The organism is Mycobacterium sp. E802 (assembly GCF_001666875.1).
Classification (GTDB): Bacteria; Actinomycetota; Actinomycetes; order Mycobacteriales; family Mycobacteriaceae; genus Mycobacterium.
On the sequence record NZ_LZJD01000037.1, the window covers coordinates 17,944 to 32,032 of the forward strand.

Here is a 14,089-nt window from a genome sequence, read left to right on the forward strand (position 1 = left end):
GGTTGACCCAATAAGGTGGAGTGGTGAACCCCTCGACGGCACAGGCGCGCGTAGTCGTCGACGAACTCATCCGCGGCGGTGTCCGGGATGTGGTGCTGTGTCCCGGCTCGCGCAACGCCCCGCTGGCGTTCGCGCTGGCTGATGCCGACCGGGCCGGGCGCTTGCGTCTGCACGTCCGGATCGACGAGCGCACGGCCGGCTACCTGGCAATCGGGCTCGCCGTGGCTGAACAGGCCCCGGTCTGTATCGCCATGACCTCGGGCACCGCGGTGGCCAACCTCGGCCCGGCGGTAGTGGAGGCCAACTACGCCCGGGTGCCGTTGATCGTGCTCAGCGCCAACCGGCCCTACGAACTGCTGGGCACCGGCGCCAACCAGACCTTCGAGCAGCTGGGGTATTTCGGTAACCAGGTGCGGGCCAACATCAGCCTGGGCCTGGCAGAAGACCACCCAGACCAGTTGGAGGCCTTCAACGCCCAGTGGCGGTCGGCGACCTGCCGGGTGCTCGTGGCGGCCACCGGCGCCCGCAGTGCCAACGCCGGTCCGGTGCAGTTCGACATCCCGTTGCGTGAGCCGTTGGTCCCCGACAACGCCCACGGCGACACCTCGTTCCCGCCGGGCCGGCCGGACGGCAAACCGTGGACGTACACCCCACCGGTGAGCTTCGACCAGCCGCTGGACATCGACCTCACCCCGGACACCGTGGTGATCGCCGGCCATGGTGCCGGCACGCACCCCAACCTGACCGAGCTGCCGACAGTGGCCGAGCCCACCGCCCCACTTCCGCGAAACCCCTTGCACCCCTTGGCTTTACGCCTGGTGCACCCCAAGCAGGTCATCATGTTGGGCCGGCCCACCCTGCACCGGCCGGTGTCGGCGCTGCTGGCCGACCCGGCGGTGCCGGTGTATGCCTTGACCACCGGCCCGCGCTGGCCGGATGTCTCCGGTAACTCGATGGCCAACGGCACCCGCGCGGTGACGTCGGGAACCCCGGACCCGGCCTGGCTCAATCGGTGCGCGCAAGCGAACAAGCACGCCGTCGCGGCGGTCCGCGATCAACTCGCGTCGCACCCGATGACCACCGGTCTGCATGTGGCCGCGGTCGTCGCCGACGCGCTGCGCCCAGGCGACCAGTTGGTGCTCGGGGCATCCAACCCGGTGCGTGACGCCGCCCTGGTCGGGCTGACCGCCGAGGACGTCAAGGTGCGGTCCAACCGCGGGGTGGCCGGGATCGACGGCACGGTGTCGACGGCAATCGGTGCGGCGCTGGCCCATGAGCGAGCCGGGAACGAACCGCGCCGCACCATCGCGCTGATCGGCGATCTGACCTTCGTGCACGACAGCTCGGGGCTGTTGATCGGGCCGACCGAGCCGACGCCGCGCAACCTGACCATCGTGGTGTCCAACGACAACGGCGGCGGAATCTTCGAGCTGTTGGAGCAGGGCGATCCGCGGTTCTCCGATGTGTCGTCGCGGATCTTCGGCACGCCCCACGACGTGGACGTGGCCGCCCTGTGCCGGGCCTATCACGTCGACAGCAGGCAGCTGGAGGTTGACGATCTCGCCGCCGCGCTGGCCGAACCGTTCGACGGCATGCGAGTGCTGGAGGTGAAGGCCGACCGGTCGTCGCTGCGTGCCCTGCACGCGTCGATCAAGGCTGCCCTGTGAGGCCGGCGGAGATCGCGGCGCGATTCCGCGCGCTGGTGCAGGCCCTGATCCCGCACCTCTATGGCGAACCGGGGGAGACGCGGTCGCAGCGCATCATCCGCCGGGTGCGGATCGGTGTGGTGATCGCCGCCTGCCTGGTCACCTTGCAGTCGGTGCTGCTGGTGCTCGGCGCGTGGCGCAACGACCAGCAGATCGAGCGCAACATGGGGGTGGCCGCGGCCGAGGTGCTCAGCGCCGGTCCGCGCCGCTCGACGATCGAGTTCGTCACGCCCGACCGGGTGACCTACCGCCCCGAGCTGGGCGTGCTGTATCCCTCCGAGCTCGACACCGGGATGCGGATCTACGTCGAGTACGACAAGAACAATCCCGATCTGGTGCGGGTCCGCGACCGCAACGCATCGCTCGCGATCATCCCGGCCGGATCGATCGCGGTGGTGGGTTGGCTGGCCGCGAGCGCGGCGCTGGCCCTGCTGGCCTTCCTGCAGCGACGGCTCAGCCGGCCCGGCGCTGCAGCCCCGGTCAGCTCGTAGGCGTATTCAGCAGTTTGGCCAGCCACTGCGGGTCGCCGATGTCGACCATCTCCTCACCGACCAGGTCGTAGACCGCCGGGGTGGCCACCTCGTACGTCGTCTCGCTGAGCAGGCCGGCGTTGGCTTCGTTGAGCTCGTCGGCGTCGATGAGGTGTTCACCTGCGGCGATCTTGTCGGTCTGCGCGGAGCCGACGCCGCTGTCGGTGGCCATGGCGGCGATCTCGTCGTCGCTCGGGCCGGTCGAGCCCTCGGGCTGCTGATGGCCCCACAGGTCCTGGACGAACAGCTGGAATGCGACCCCGGTGGTGCCCGGACCGGCGGCCAGGAACATGGCGTTGGCCACCCGGGCCGAGTAGTCGGTGCCGGTCGAGTCCAGGAAGGTCAGTGGGCGGTAGGTCACCGCCAGTCGGCCGGATTCGACGGCGTAGGCGATCTCGTCGCCGACGTTGTGCTGCAGATGCGCGCACGCCGGGCACTGCGGTTCGGTGAACAGGTCGATCTGGGCCGGGGCATCGGGATAGCCGATCTGGATGCCGGTGCCGTCCTGGGTGATCGCGCTGCCGGGTTTGTCGCCGCTGGCCTGCGCAGCGCCGTCGACCAGACGCGTGCAGCCGGCCGTGGACCCCGCAACAGACAAGGTCAGCGCAGCCAGCATCGCGGTGGCCATCCGCGTCAATCGCATGCCGCCAACTTTATCCGCGGGCATCAGGTTTTAGGGTGTCGTATCCCCGGACGCTACCTGGGCGACAGCTGCCGCTGAGAACATCCTGATGTGCGCGTTGCAATCGTTGCAGAGTCTTTCCTCCCGAATGTCAACGGCGTCACCAACTCGGTGCTTCGGGTGATCGAGCATCTCCGCCGCACCGGCCACGAGGTACTCGTCATCGCCCCCGACACCCCCCGCGGCCAGGCCCCGGCCGAACGGGTCCATGACGGGGTGCGGGTGCACCGGGTGCCGTCGCGGATGTTCCCGAGAGTCACCTCGCTGCCGCTGGGGGTGCCGCGGCCTCGAATGGTCAATGTATTGCGCGGTTTCGACCCCGACGTCGTGCATCTCGCGTCGCCGGCGCTGCTGGGCTGGGGCGGCGTGCACGCCGCCAGGTATCTCGGTGTCCCGACGGTGGCGGTGTTCCAGACCGATGTCGCCGGTTTCGCCGAAAGCTATGGCGTCGGCATGCTCTCCCGCGCATCATGGGCCTGGACCCGCCGGCTGCACAGCAAGGCCGACCGTACCCTGGCCCCGTCCACCTCGGCGATGGAAAACCTTGCCGCCCATCGGGTTCCCCGGGTCTTCAAGTGGGGGCGCGGGGTGGACATCACCGGTTTCGCCCCGTCGGCCCGTGACGAGCGGCTGCGCGGGACGTGGTCACCGGAGGGCAAACCGATCGTCGGGTTCGTCGGGCGGTTGGCGCCGGAAAAGCACGTGGAACGGTTGGCCGCCCTGTCTGCGCGCGACGATCTGCAACTGGTGGTGGTGGGCGCCGGGGTCGATCGCGTCAAACTCGAAACACTCATGCCGGCCGCGGTTTTCACCGGTGAGCTGCACGGGGCGGCATTGGCGTCGGCCTACGCCAGCATGGACGTGTTCGTCCACCCCGGCGAGCACGAGACGTTCTGCCAGGCGGTGCAGGAGGCCATGGCCTCCGGACTGCCGGTGATCGCCCCCGATGCCGGCGGACCGCGCGATCTGATCGCGCCGTACCGCACCGGATTGTTGCTTGCGGTCGACGAATTCGAGGCGGCGCTGCCGGCAGCGGTCGAGCACTTGATCGCCGAGCGGGCCCGCTATTCGGTGGCCGCCCGGCGTAGCGTGCTGGGCCGCACCTGGCCGGCCATCTGCGACGAGTTGATCGGCCACTACGAGGCCGTTCAGGGCCTGCGCCAGTTGCGCGCCGCCTGATCCCCCTCTGCTCGGCCGGAAAACTCAGCCCTGAGCTTCCACCGACACCGGTTGCCACTCGTCCCAGAGCTGCAGCCGGCTCTCGTAATCGGCCTTGGCCAACTGCAACGGCAGCTCACCGAAAAACACTCGCAACGGCGGGTTTTCGGAGTCCACGATCTTGAGTACCGCGGCGGCCGACGCTTTAGGGTCGCCCGGTTTGGCGCTGCGCTGCGCCCGAGCCTGTTGCGCGGCGTCGCGGGCCTCGTCGTAATCGGTGAGCGGGGTGGCGTGTCTGGCCGACGAGCCGGCCCAGTCGGTGGAAAATCCGCCCGGCTCGATCAGCGTCACCTTGATGCCGAACGGCGCGACCTCCTGGGCCAACGACTGGGACAGACCCTCCAACGCCCACTTGGACGCGTGATAGATGCCGACCAACGGAAACGCGGTGATGCCACCGATCGACGACACCTGGATGATGTGCCCGCTGCCCTGGGCGCGCAGGTAGGGCAGCGCGGCCTGGGTGATCCACAGTGCGCCGAAGACGTTGGTCTCGATCTGATCGCGGGCTTCGGCCTCGGACAGTTCCTCGATGAACCCGAACTGCCCATAGCCGGCGTTGTTGACCACGATGTCGAGTCGGCCGAAGTGGTCGTGGGCCTGCTTCACCGCGGCGAAGTCGGCCTCGCGGTCGGTGACGTCCAGCCGGATGGGTAGCAGCGCGTCGCCGTATTTGGCGGTCAGGTCGGCCAGTGTCGCGGTGTCGCGGGCGGTGGCGGCCACTTTGTCGCCCCGGTCGAGAGCCGCGATCGCCCACTCCCGGCCGAAGCCCCGCGATGCACCGGTGATGAACCACACTTTTTCAGTCATGCTCAACCCTTCGTTTTTCGATCCTTGCGGTTCAAGGCGTGCCATTGCCATACCCATTCCCGTCGGTTTCCGACTGGCAGGAAGTCCACAGGCAGGTTCCGCGCGGGTCCAGAGTTTCGGTCACTGACAATGTTTTGACCCGCGCCCGGTACCGTCAGCAGCGTGAGTCGAGCCAGCCTGGAGAAGAACCCCCACGAAGTGGCGTCGATGTTCGACGCCGTGGCGCGACGCTACGACCTGACCAACACGGTGCTCTCGCTCGGGCAGGACCGGTTCTGGCGCCGCCAGACCCGCGCGGCACTGGGCATCGGGCCCGGCGACAAGGTGCTCGATCTGGCCGCCGGCACCGCGGTGTCCACGGTCGAGTTGGCGAGCTCGGGCGCGTGGTGCGTGGCCGCGGACTTCTCGGTGGGCATGCTCGCCGCCGGCGCCTCACGCCCGGTGCCCAAAGTCGGAGCCGACGCCACCCGGCTGCCGTTCGCCGACGGCGTGTTCGACGCCGTCACCATCAGCTTCGGGTTGCGCAACGTCGTCGACCATGTGGCCGGCCTGCGCGAGATGGCCCGTGTGACGCGGCCGGGTGGCCGGCTGGTGGTGTGCGAGTTCTCCACGCCGACCAACCGCGCCTTCGCCACGCTCTACAAGGAATATCTGATGCAGGCGCTGCCGCGGATGGCCACCGCGGTGTCGAGCAACCCCGACGCCTACGTGTACCTGGCCGAGTCGATCCGGGCCTGGCCGGACCAGGCCGAGCTGGCCCAGCGCATCGGTACGGCCGGCTGGTCAAACGTCAAGTGGCGCAACCTCACCGGCGGAATCGTGGCCCTGCACGCCGCCACCAAGCCGCTCGCCTAACGCCCAGCACCGCGAGCGTGCGTGTCTGCTGCCCGACACGCCGCAATCTGTCGGCAATGTGCGCACGCTCGCACAGGCAAGAAATCGGCCCCTCTCGGGTTACGAGAGGGGCCGATTGTCATGTGATGCAGCGCTATTCCTTGCTGCCGGTGTCCTTGTCGGCGGTTGTCGCCTTCTTGGCCGGCTTGTCGAACGCCTTCTTGACCTTCTGACCGATCTTGTCCAAGGTTGCCGACACCTTCTCGGCGGCTGCCTTGACCGGTTTCACCGTCTTTCCGCCGGCAGCGGTGTCCGCGGCAGTCTTGCCCGGGACCGCGACAATACTGTGGCGCACCAGGGATTTGGACGGCTTGGTGCTCGGGGCGTCGGAGGTGGCGGCCGGCGTCTCGGATTCGTCGGCGGCCGGTGCCGCTTCGGTTTCCGAGGACACCGGGGTCGTGGTTTCCGACGGCGTCGCTGCCGGGTCGGTCACCGCAGCGCCGGTATCGGCGGGCGACGCTTGCGATCCGGACTTCTCGGTCAGCGGGCTGGCCGAAACGCCGGACGTCGTGTCGTCGGTTTCCGCAATGGCCGCGAGCGCGTCGTCGGCGCCGACCACCTCGGGTCCTGTTGTATCCGAGGTCGTTTCGGTCACCAGACGTGCGGCGGCCGGCGCGGACGGCGGGGTGATCGCCGCGGCGATCGCCTTGGGGACGTCGATCAGGAACGCGTGCAGCGGGGCATACCACCGGTCGGGGCTGAAGAGCCCGGCGGTCCAGCTGCCGGGCGCTCCGGGGCGTCGCGGCGGCACATAGGACCCGTTGAGGATCGAGCTGACGGTATCGGCGGGCGCGTTGATGATCGTGCTCGCCAACTTCACCATGTCGCCAGTCTGGATGGCGTCGTAAAGGTCCTGTCCGATCCGGGCGGCCCCCGCTGACACGTAGCCCTGGATGAGGCTGACGTAGCCCATGCCGACCTGGCCTACCAGCCCCACATCTCTAAATGATTTGAAGGACAGCAGATTCAGCACGGATGACAGATTGCCGACCATCTGATTGGGGATCGAGATCAGATTGAGCATCGGGAACAGACTCGATGCGACAGTCAGGGTGGCGTTCGACATGACATTGCCGACGCCCATGATGTCACCGGCCTCGAACTCGGCGCGGGCCTCTTCCAGGTAATCCGGAATGTAGATGGTCACCGTGTTGATGATGTTCTGGACGACCGTCGACAGTGACTCGCCGACGAGTTCGGCGTAGCCGGTCTGATTGGCGATGATCTGGCGTAGGACCGGCGCCGGGTCGGCCAGTGCGTTCTGGACGAGCTTTGTCAGGTTGGTGGATGTCAGCTCGAGCACCTCGGCCCACCGCGCAATGGGATCGACGAACGAGGACTCAGCCAAAGGTGTTGCGAACGGGTTGGCCTCGCCCAGGATCGCCGCGAACGGGCCGGCGTCGGCGGGGCTTGGCAGGTCCAGGTTTTGCACCGCGGCCGACAACGTCACCGCGCGGTTCTGGATCTCGGGCGCCGCCGCAGTGATGGGGGTGGCCGCGATGACGCCGGCGCCGACAATCGCCACGCCGGCGGTCACATAGGGCCGTAGTGCGAGTTGCAACTCGGTCTCCTTCTGATCGTGAAAATGTGTCAGCGATCACTGACCGAGCGAACGTAGCTGAGAGGATTCTGAGAAACATTCGCATTCTGAAACACGTTTCAATTCTTGCGACTGCGAATGTTCACATGGCTAAACAAAAACCCGGCAGGAAGTCGTCAGGTCGCGGCCGCAATGGCCTATTCCCCGGTGTGAGCAGCTACTTCATTCACCAAGGCGGTAGCCGCGCGGTGAAATTCCGACGCGCCGCTTGAATGCGGTGGCAAAATGACTGGGGTTCGAGAAGCCTACTCTCGCGGCGATCTCGGTGATGGACTGCGAGGTGGTCAGCAGCAGTGTCTGGGCTCGGGCGATACGCCGGTCCAATGCGAACTGGTACGGCGTGGTGTGAAACGCCTTGCGGAACGCCTGGGTGAAGGCGCCCACCGACATCTGCGCCATCTCGGCCAGTGCATCCAGCGTGATGTCGGTGTCGAGGCTGTCACTGAGGTATTCCACGATCGCTGACCGTGTCGCGGCATCCAGATCGGTGCGCTGGTGTTCCTTGCGGGGGCCGGTGCCGTATAGGTGTCGATGATCAACAGGCGAAGCGTCTCGGCGAGCGAATCGGTCAGCAGCCGAGCGATGGCGTCTTCCCGGCCGGCGACACTGTAGATCTCCTCGACCAGCTGATGGACCAGTGAGTTCTTGTATTTGACCCGGGGGATCAGGGCGGCGTCGCCGATGGCACGCCCGGGGATCGTGATCTCGCAGTACCCGGCCACGTCACCCTGAACCAACGCCGCACACGGGATCCCGCCCGGTTTCCACCAGATGTCGCCCGCACTGGGTGGCACCCGGCCCGACGGACCCCAGTCGAGCAGGGTGTCCATCGAGCGCATCGAACCGTGCCGGTAGACGTACATCAGGTGGTTGTCGGGGTCGAAACTGCACCAGTCGGTCGGTGCCGAGATCTGCTCGGTGGCGAAGGTGAACGACAGGCCGCGGGCAGCAACGTCGTGCTGCTCCAGCACGACGCGCGGCGTCTGTGGACGGTCACCGTCCCACGGCTTCATGGCCATCTCGCCGAGTGTATCCACGGCGACGAGGCCGTTATCAGGTGAACAGGCGCCAAACGCTCGAGCCCACGATGAAAAGCAATATGCCGCCCACCACGACGAGATACACGTAGCTTCCCGCCGACATCTTCTTCTCCACGGCGCCCCGCCGCAGCGGCACCCGCCGGATGCCCGGCGCGGCGGCCATCAACATCTGGTGCGTGCTCGACCATTGCGCGGCTGCCCAGAGGGCATGGTCACGTTCGGCGCCGGTGCAGCGTCGGGCATGTGTCTCCCACAGCCGGGAGTTCCGCAGCGCGACAAGGGCCTCCGGCGTCGGGCCGGGGTCCTTCGCGACGACGCGTGGCGTCACTTGAACAATCCGAACATGGTGTTGACCGGGCCCTGGGCCAGGCGCTCATAGAGGTACTGGGTGAACAGTGCCGCCAGCAACAGCTCGGGCAGGGGGCCGGGCAGTGGCCGCGGGCAGTCGAGTAGGTAGTCGGAGAACCAGACTCGCGGTCGGACTTCACCAGACTTCAGGGTCTGGCGGTCGATCCGTCCGATCGATGAGCCGACAGCGTCGAAGATCGGCACGGGATGTTGCTTCCACGAGGCACCCTGATGGACCTCGGTGGCGCCCAGCCACTGCCTGTTGGCCTCCAGACCCAAGGTGAAACCGCTGGTTTGGGTGAATTGCGCCACCGGGGCCGTCGTCCGGAGCCGGCCGAGGTCGCGCCCGGCGCCGTCGTGCACCTGGATGAACTGGCCTTGCCAGTCGGTCGCGCTGCTGCCACCGAATCGGGTGATGTGCAGTAAGACGGCACCATCGGGATGCACCATGACAAATTGCATATCCGCGTGCATGCGGCTGATGGTCCAGGCCGGTATGTCGGCTGTCGGCCGGGCCAGGGCGATCTGCTGGTCGTAGACATTCTCGATCGAGCAGTACACGTTGCGATCGGTGCGGTCGGGTACCGCACGCAGATACAGCACCGGTTCCCCCAACGGAAATCCCGCGGCGGGGCGGGCATGCGGAGCCGACGGGGGCACAGGGCCGGCGTACGGCGGTGACGCCTCGATGTCGGTCTCCCCCCAGGCGATCTCGGATCGGTACCGTCACATGCTAAGCCGTCGGAGTTCTTCGGTGAGACACCAGTTTTCCGGGCGATATTGCCGCGCGAGGCCACCTTCGGTGGGCTCTACCATCGCTGTACAGGTGATGACGAAAGGGGTTCGCGTGCACCCACCGTCCGGCTATCCCCACCAGGGGCCGCAGCACAATCAGCCGTACCCGCCCCAATACTCCCAACCTGCCTACCCGCCGCCGATGCCACCGCCGCCATGGCAGAACCCGTCTGCCGCACCGCAATCCCCGAAGCCCAAGTCCAACAACACGACGAAGTACACCGTGATTGCGTCCGCGATCTTCGGCGCGGTGTTTGTCATGGTTGCGATGTTCCTGATCTCGGGTGACACGGGCGGCTACTTCAGAAATGGAGACACGGTCACCCCGACGGCGGATGAGCACATCGTTTTCGTCAAGGAGAAGCACCTCGACGGCAAGCCGGCGAGTTCGGTGCGTTGTTCTGCCACTACCGATGCCGGAGAGGCAGTGTCTGTATCGGTGCCGGACGAGGTGTTGCACACATCTCGCGGCGCCCGGCCGACGACCGATTATGTGTCGGTGGCCGAACTTCCCACTGACCAAGGTCCGTTGACGGTGACGTGTACAAAGGGCGGCGCGGTCGACAATTATCTCGATCTGGTGCTCGGCAAGCCTGACTCGTCCACCGGCGTGACGATCTTCTTCGTCGGGTACGTGTTACTGTTGATCATCCTGGTGACCGTGGTGAGAGTGTTGAACCGCAGGTACTTTCGTCGCTATCCGCGGCCGCCGGCCGACGGAGGGCACTGGCAGGTCTGAGACCCGCCCGGCACGCTCAACGGGCGTTGGCCACCAGCTTGTCGACGATGGTCGCCGCCTCGTCACGTACGGAGTAACCGCACACCTTGGCCTCGACGGATATCTTGCCCACGATCGACAGGGCGTGTTGGCATGTCCATCCCTCGCCGCCGGCACGGGTGGACGTCTGTTTGATCACGTCCTTCTCGACGATGAGATCGCGGATGTGCCAAGTCTGTTCGGTCTGACCCTCGTGGATCGGGATCGTCGCACCGTTGCACTTGTTCCACACCTTCGTCGAGATCTTCAGCGAAGACCGCGCTTCGTCTTCGGAGGCGAAAAGTATTGCCGACTGCTGGACCCAGTGGCGATGCCCGGAGTCCGGGTCTTGGGCCACCTGGTTGCGCACCGCCGTCCAGTATGAGAACAGGTAGTCCATGTCTTCGGCCGGATAGAGCGCGCCCAGGCACTTTTCGTCGCGGACCTTGCCAAAGTTGTCGTTCATGTCCGCGGTCTTGCTGGTGAGCACCAGGTTACCGGCGCCGACGATCGTCTTGAGCTGCTCGATCGGCACCATGATCTGGTCGAGTTTGTTCTCTTCGGGCGGCGGAGTTCTGGGCAGGGCGGTGCCGGACACCGTGCTCGTGCAGCCGGTCAATCCGATCAGCGCTGCCGTCGCGGCAACCGCACACCACGCTCGAGTTCTGGGCACTTGAGCATTGTCCACGAGGGCCGGCGGAAGATCAGGAGAACAGCCGGCTGGTCACGGTGAACCGCCGCAGTGACCGCCGATCACCGGCGCTGGCCGAGACACCCGTCAGTTCGGCGGCGCGCGGATGCTGCATGGCCCGGATCGCCGGCCGCGGCACGGCCCGCACCCACCAGTCCGTGGGCGCGAACATCTGGCGGCGGAACGGCTCGAAGTGTGCGCCCGCCGACAGCTGTGTGCGGCAGTGGTCTTCGAAGTACTCGCAAAACTCCGGCCAGGTGGCCGGCATCGGACGGGTGGAAATTCCGTAGCGTCGGTACCACGCACAGCACTCCTGGTACAGCTGCTCGTGCTCGTCGTCATCGAGCTTCCGGATGAAGGTGTTGACCATCATCACCAGGCTTTCCACGTACGTGGCGTGCTGGAAGTGGAACACGTCGGGGCTGAGTGCGTGGTATTTGTTCCCGGCCGGGTCGTGGCCTTTGACGTGTTCATGGGCGAACCGGATGTGGGGCCGCATGTCGGTATCGGTGTAGGCGATCCGGATCGCCTGGCTGACGGTTCGCTTCTTGTGCAACCAGATTCGCTCCCGCATCAGTGCGTGTTCGGATATCCCGGTGGCAATCGTCGGGTGCAGCAGTTGCAGGCACACGGCCCGCGGCAGCACGAAGATGTAGCGCCGGTCGTCGAGGTGACGCCACAGTAGTGTGTCGGGACCGAGATCGGTTGCCACGGCCGTCAGATCAGCGCCTTCTTGCGCCGGATCCGGCGTCGTACATCCTTCATGAGCACCGAATAGTTGCCGGTACGTAGTGATTTGGGCAGGAACCGGTTGACCACCGCCACGAACAGGAACAGGTGCTCGAACCGGCGCCGGTCGGTATCGGTCCATTCCAGTTCCATCGCATCCCGGAACACCGGCGCCAGGAACCCGATCGTCAAAAACCGCAGCAGCGGCGCCAGGATCATCCGCATCGGCCAGTTGATCATCCGCAGTTCCACCAGCACCATGAGGTAATCCCGTACGAACGGGGTCATCTGGACGCGTTCGCAGGCGGTGTTCCAGTAGGCGTCGAAGTCGGCGCGGGTGGCCGGCCACATCTCCTCGAGCACCTGCAGTGTGGTGCCGATGGTCATGGCGCTTTGGTAGAAACCTTCGGCCTGCTCGTCGGTCATCTTGCCGTACAGCAGCTGATGGGTGTCCTCGTAGAAGATGAACAGGCACGCCGCCACCCACAGCTGCAGTTCCCGGTTGAACGCGTTGTATTTCACCGGGCTGTCGTCGGTCGACCGGACCTGGCGGTGGGCGACGTTGACGGCCTCGCGGTAGGCGTTCTTCTCCTCGTCGGTGCCGAGGATCGCAACGGTCAGGTACTGCGCCGTGGTACGCAGCCGCTTCCACGGATGGTGCACCAAACTGCCTGACTCGACCCGGCTTTCGGCCACACCGTAGCCCACCTCGGGCCAGCTCATCTGCATGATGACGTTGGCCGCCGCACCTGCTGCCGACCAGAAGTCCAGGGCGTCGGTGAGGTCGACGTCCTTCTTGCGGATCCAGCGCGGAATCCGCTGCGTGACGGTGATCCGGGTTTCAGCCGTGCTCAGGCGCGGCTGGGCTTGCGGATCCACATATGTCGCTGGCATGGAACTCCTTTCGGGTCGAACGGTCGTTACACGGTCTGTACGTCGTCGACGATCCAGCGGTCATCGCTGCGCACCAGCTTGACCACCATTCGGTACTTCTGATTGCTGCCCTGGGGCGCAGTCACATTGGTGACGTGTTGATCGACGAAGGCGACGACGGTGGCGGCATTGTCATCGAACGACTCGACGACCACGTGCTCGGCGGTGGCCGTCGCCGCCCCCTTGCTCGTCACGACGATGTCGCGCAGCGCCTTGACCATCTCGTCGTACTTGGCCGCGAATCCGGGGGTGGAGTTGGCGACGATGTGCTCACGGTTGGCGTCGATCTTCTGATAGTCGAAGGCGGCCATCGCCACCAGATAGTCACGCGACATCTGCACCGCATCGGTGCGCAGGGCGTCGTCGCGGCGGTGCTGATACTCGTTGAACGACAACCACACCAGCGCGGCCAGTGCCGCGACGGCCGCCACCGCGAGCACACCGGCGATCAGCCGCCGTCGCAGCCGGCCTGCCGGTGCCGGCTCGTCCTCGCACTTTTCGTCCGGCTCGTCCGACTCGGCATCCTCTAATGTCACGACCGATTCATCGTGCTCGTCGTCGACGGTGTCTTCGGAAACACTCACTGGGGGCCGCCTTTCAGGATGCTGCGCCATTTGTAGGCCAACTGTGCCAGTGTCGGGATCTGCACCGGGTCGTTGACCACCTCGGGTCCGATCGGATGCCCAGGGACCTGCGAGTTCTGCAGGCCGAGATCGTTTGGCCGGGGCGCGTTGACCGCGCCCCGCATCAGCATGTCCGGGGCGGGCGGGCAGTACATCACCAGGTTGGGCTCTTTCGGGCTCACGTCCCCGATGGCCCGGCGGTCGACGTCGTAGTTGCACACCGGCCCCTGGGTGGCGATCAACGAGAAGTCGGCGCGGGTCTGGCCGGTGGCGTCCTTCTTGACGATCGAGGTGAGACCTTGCAGACCCTTCGGAATCGACGACAGGCCGGCCTGCAGCGAGTCGGTGCGGTCACCGATGATCGGAGTGACGGTGGCCAGGTTGGCCAGGGTGGCGCCGAACGTCCCCTGGTAGGTGTCCAGCACCCGCTGCAGGTTCTTCAAGGCCGCCGGCGACCGGTCGGTCAGGTACAGGAAAGCCGGCCCGCTGCCGTCGAGTTGGTTGGCCAGACGTGAGCTGGCGCCCATGCCGCGCACGAAGGCATCGCCCTGACCGGCCATGGTGGTGACCAGTTCCGCGGTGCCGTCGATGAGCGGTTGCAGCTGACCGGCCTGGCTGTGGATGCGGGCCGATATGTCGGAGGCGTTGTCGATGAGCATGGCCAGGTCAGGTCCCAGCCCGTCGAAGGCGTTCGCCAATTCGGTGCCGACGTCGCGAACCGCCTGGGTATCTA

The 14,089-nt window shown here is 66.3% G+C and carries 16 protein-coding genes and 1 pseudogene; 5 read left to right on the plus strand and 12 right to left on the minus strand.

Annotation, left to right across the window (positions count from 1 at the left end):
* The first annotated feature begins 23 nt into the window (after positions 1 to 23).
* Both menD and A5699_RS05565 read left to right on the plus strand, forming a co-directional pair.
* Positions 24 to 1,667, plus strand: a complete 1,644-nt coding sequence (gene menD, locus A5699_RS05560) for a 2-succinyl-5-enolpyruvyl-6-hydroxy-3-cyclohexene-1-carboxylic-acid synthase (RefSeq protein ID WP_067766656.1) — start codon at positions 24 to 26, stop codon at positions 1,665 to 1,667.
* On the plus strand, positions 1,664 to 2,197 hold the full coding sequence (locus A5699_RS05565; protein WP_067766608.1) for a DUF3592 domain-containing protein: 534 nt from the start codon (positions 1,664 to 1,666) through the stop codon (positions 2,195 to 2,197). Before menD ends, A5699_RS05565 begins: the two co-directional genes overlap by 4 nt.
* Here the strand turns inward: A5699_RS05565 and A5699_RS05570 are convergent.
* Complete coding sequence (locus A5699_RS05570) at positions 2,187 to 2,879, minus strand: thioredoxin domain-containing protein (RefSeq protein ID WP_231965593.1); 693 nt, start codon at positions 2,877 to 2,879, stop codon at positions 2,187 to 2,189. The genes A5699_RS05565 and A5699_RS05570 overlap by 11 nt on opposite strands.
* Before the next feature lie 90 nt (positions 2,880 to 2,969).
* Here A5699_RS05570 and A5699_RS05575 point away from each other — a divergent pair, with 90 nt between their 5' ends.
* A complete protein-coding gene (locus A5699_RS05575; protein WP_067766617.1) occupies positions 2,970 to 4,097 on the plus strand; it encodes a glycosyltransferase family 1 protein in 1,128 nt (375 codons plus the stop codon).
* A 24-nt stretch (positions 4,098 to 4,121) separates the two neighbouring features.
* On the opposite strand, the gene A5699_RS05580 is transcribed toward A5699_RS05575, so the two are convergent.
* On the minus strand, positions 4,122 to 4,946 hold the full coding sequence (locus A5699_RS05580) for an SDR family oxidoreductase (protein ID WP_067766620.1): 825 nt from the start codon (positions 4,944 to 4,946) through the stop codon (positions 4,122 to 4,124).
* Between the two features lie 162 nt (positions 4,947 to 5,108).
* On the opposite strand from A5699_RS05580, the gene A5699_RS05585 reads away from it, so the two are divergent.
* Positions 5,109 to 5,801 carry a demethylmenaquinone methyltransferase gene (locus A5699_RS05585; RefSeq protein WP_067766623.1) on the plus strand — a complete coding sequence of 231 codons (693 nt, stop codon included), beginning with the start codon at positions 5,109 to 5,111 and terminating at the stop codon, positions 5,799 to 5,801.
* 133 nt (positions 5,802 to 5,934) lie between these two features.
* Here A5699_RS05585 and A5699_RS05590 read toward each other — a convergent pair whose 3' ends face one another.
* The 5 genes from A5699_RS05590 to A5699_RS05605 form a co-directional block, all read right to left on the minus strand.
* On the minus strand, positions 5,935 to 7,401 hold the full coding sequence (locus A5699_RS05590; RefSeq protein WP_157561100.1) for a hypothetical protein: 1,467 nt from the start codon (positions 7,399 to 7,401) through the stop codon (positions 5,935 to 5,937).
* Positions 7,402 to 7,602: 201 nt separating this feature from the next.
* Positions 7,603 to 7,839 (minus strand): helix-turn-helix transcriptional regulator, encoded by a 237-nt coding sequence (locus A5699_RS29810; RefSeq protein ID WP_369806664.1) that lies wholly within the window; start codon positions 7,837 to 7,839, stop codon positions 7,603 to 7,605.
* Complete coding sequence (locus A5699_RS05595) at positions 7,725 to 8,459, minus strand: hypothetical protein (RefSeq protein WP_231965596.1); 735 nt, start codon at positions 8,457 to 8,459, stop codon at positions 7,725 to 7,727. The genes A5699_RS29810 and A5699_RS05595 overlap by 115 nt, the downstream gene beginning before the upstream one ends.
* Before the next feature lie 34 nt (positions 8,460 to 8,493).
* Positions 8,494 to 8,808 (minus strand): hypothetical protein, encoded by a 315-nt coding sequence (locus tag A5699_RS05600; RefSeq protein ID WP_067766629.1) that lies wholly within the window; start codon positions 8,806 to 8,808, stop codon positions 8,494 to 8,496.
* Positions 8,805 to 9,488: a hypothetical protein gene (locus tag A5699_RS05605; protein WP_067766632.1), complete on the minus strand. Its 684-nt coding sequence runs from the start codon at positions 9,486 to 9,488 to the stop codon at positions 8,805 to 8,807. Before A5699_RS05605 ends, A5699_RS05600 begins: the two co-directional genes overlap by 4 nt.
* 187 nt (positions 9,489 to 9,675) lie before the next feature.
* Between A5699_RS05605 and A5699_RS05610 the strand changes: the two genes are divergently transcribed.
* Entirely contained in the window at positions 9,676 to 10,362 is a 687-nt protein-coding gene (locus tag A5699_RS05610; RefSeq protein WP_157561101.1) for a hypothetical protein, read from the plus strand.
* Positions 10,363 to 10,378: 16 nt separating this feature from the next.
* On the opposite strand, the gene A5699_RS05615 is transcribed toward A5699_RS05610, so the two are convergent.
* The 5 genes and pseudogenes from A5699_RS05615 to A5699_RS29485 all read right to left on the minus strand — a co-directional run.
* Entirely contained in the window at positions 10,379 to 11,053 is a 675-nt protein-coding gene (locus tag A5699_RS05615; protein ID WP_067766659.1) for a sensor domain-containing protein, read from the minus strand.
* Positions 11,054 to 11,084: 31 nt separating this feature from the next.
* On the minus strand, positions 11,085 to 11,783 hold the full coding sequence (locus A5699_RS05620; protein WP_067766638.1) for an oxygenase MpaB family protein: 699 nt from the start codon (positions 11,781 to 11,783) through the stop codon (positions 11,085 to 11,087).
* A gap of 5 nt (positions 11,784 to 11,788) precedes the next feature.
* The gene (locus A5699_RS05625) at positions 11,789 to 12,694 is read right to left on the minus strand and encodes an oxygenase MpaB family protein (protein WP_067766641.1); all 906 of its coding nucleotides are present in this window, start codon (positions 12,692 to 12,694) and stop codon (positions 11,789 to 11,791) included.
* A 26-nt stretch (positions 12,695 to 12,720) separates the two neighbouring features.
* Positions 12,721 to 13,317, minus strand: coding sequence for a hypothetical protein (locus A5699_RS05630; RefSeq protein ID WP_067766644.1), 597 nt, complete (start codon positions 13,315 to 13,317; stop codon positions 12,721 to 12,723).
* Positions 13,314 to 14,089: pseudogene (locus tag A5699_RS29485) on the minus strand (MCE family protein); the annotation flags it as partial. The pseudogene A5699_RS29485 and the gene A5699_RS05630, both read right to left, overlap by 4 nt.

Coding starts and splice junctions, on each gene's coding strand:
- A5699_RS05580 (WP_067766620.1), bottom strand. CDS start 4,946: ATGACTGAAAAAGTGTGGTTCATCACCGGTGCATCGCGGGGCTTCGGC.
- A5699_RS05570 (WP_231965593.1), bottom strand. CDS start 2,879: ATGCGATTGACGCGGATGGCCACCGCGATGCTGGCTGCGCTGACCTTG.
- A5699_RS05625 (WP_067766641.1), bottom strand. CDS start 12,694: ATGCCAGCGACATATGTGGATCCGCAAGCCCAGCCGCGCCTGAGCACG.
- A5699_RS05595 (WP_231965596.1), bottom strand. CDS start 8,459: ATGGCCATGAAGCCGTGGGACGGTGACCGTCCACAGACGCCGCGCGTC.
- A5699_RS29810 (WP_369806664.1), bottom strand. CDS start 7,839: ATGGCGCAGATGTCGGTGGGCGCCTTCACCCAGGCGTTCCGCAAGGCG.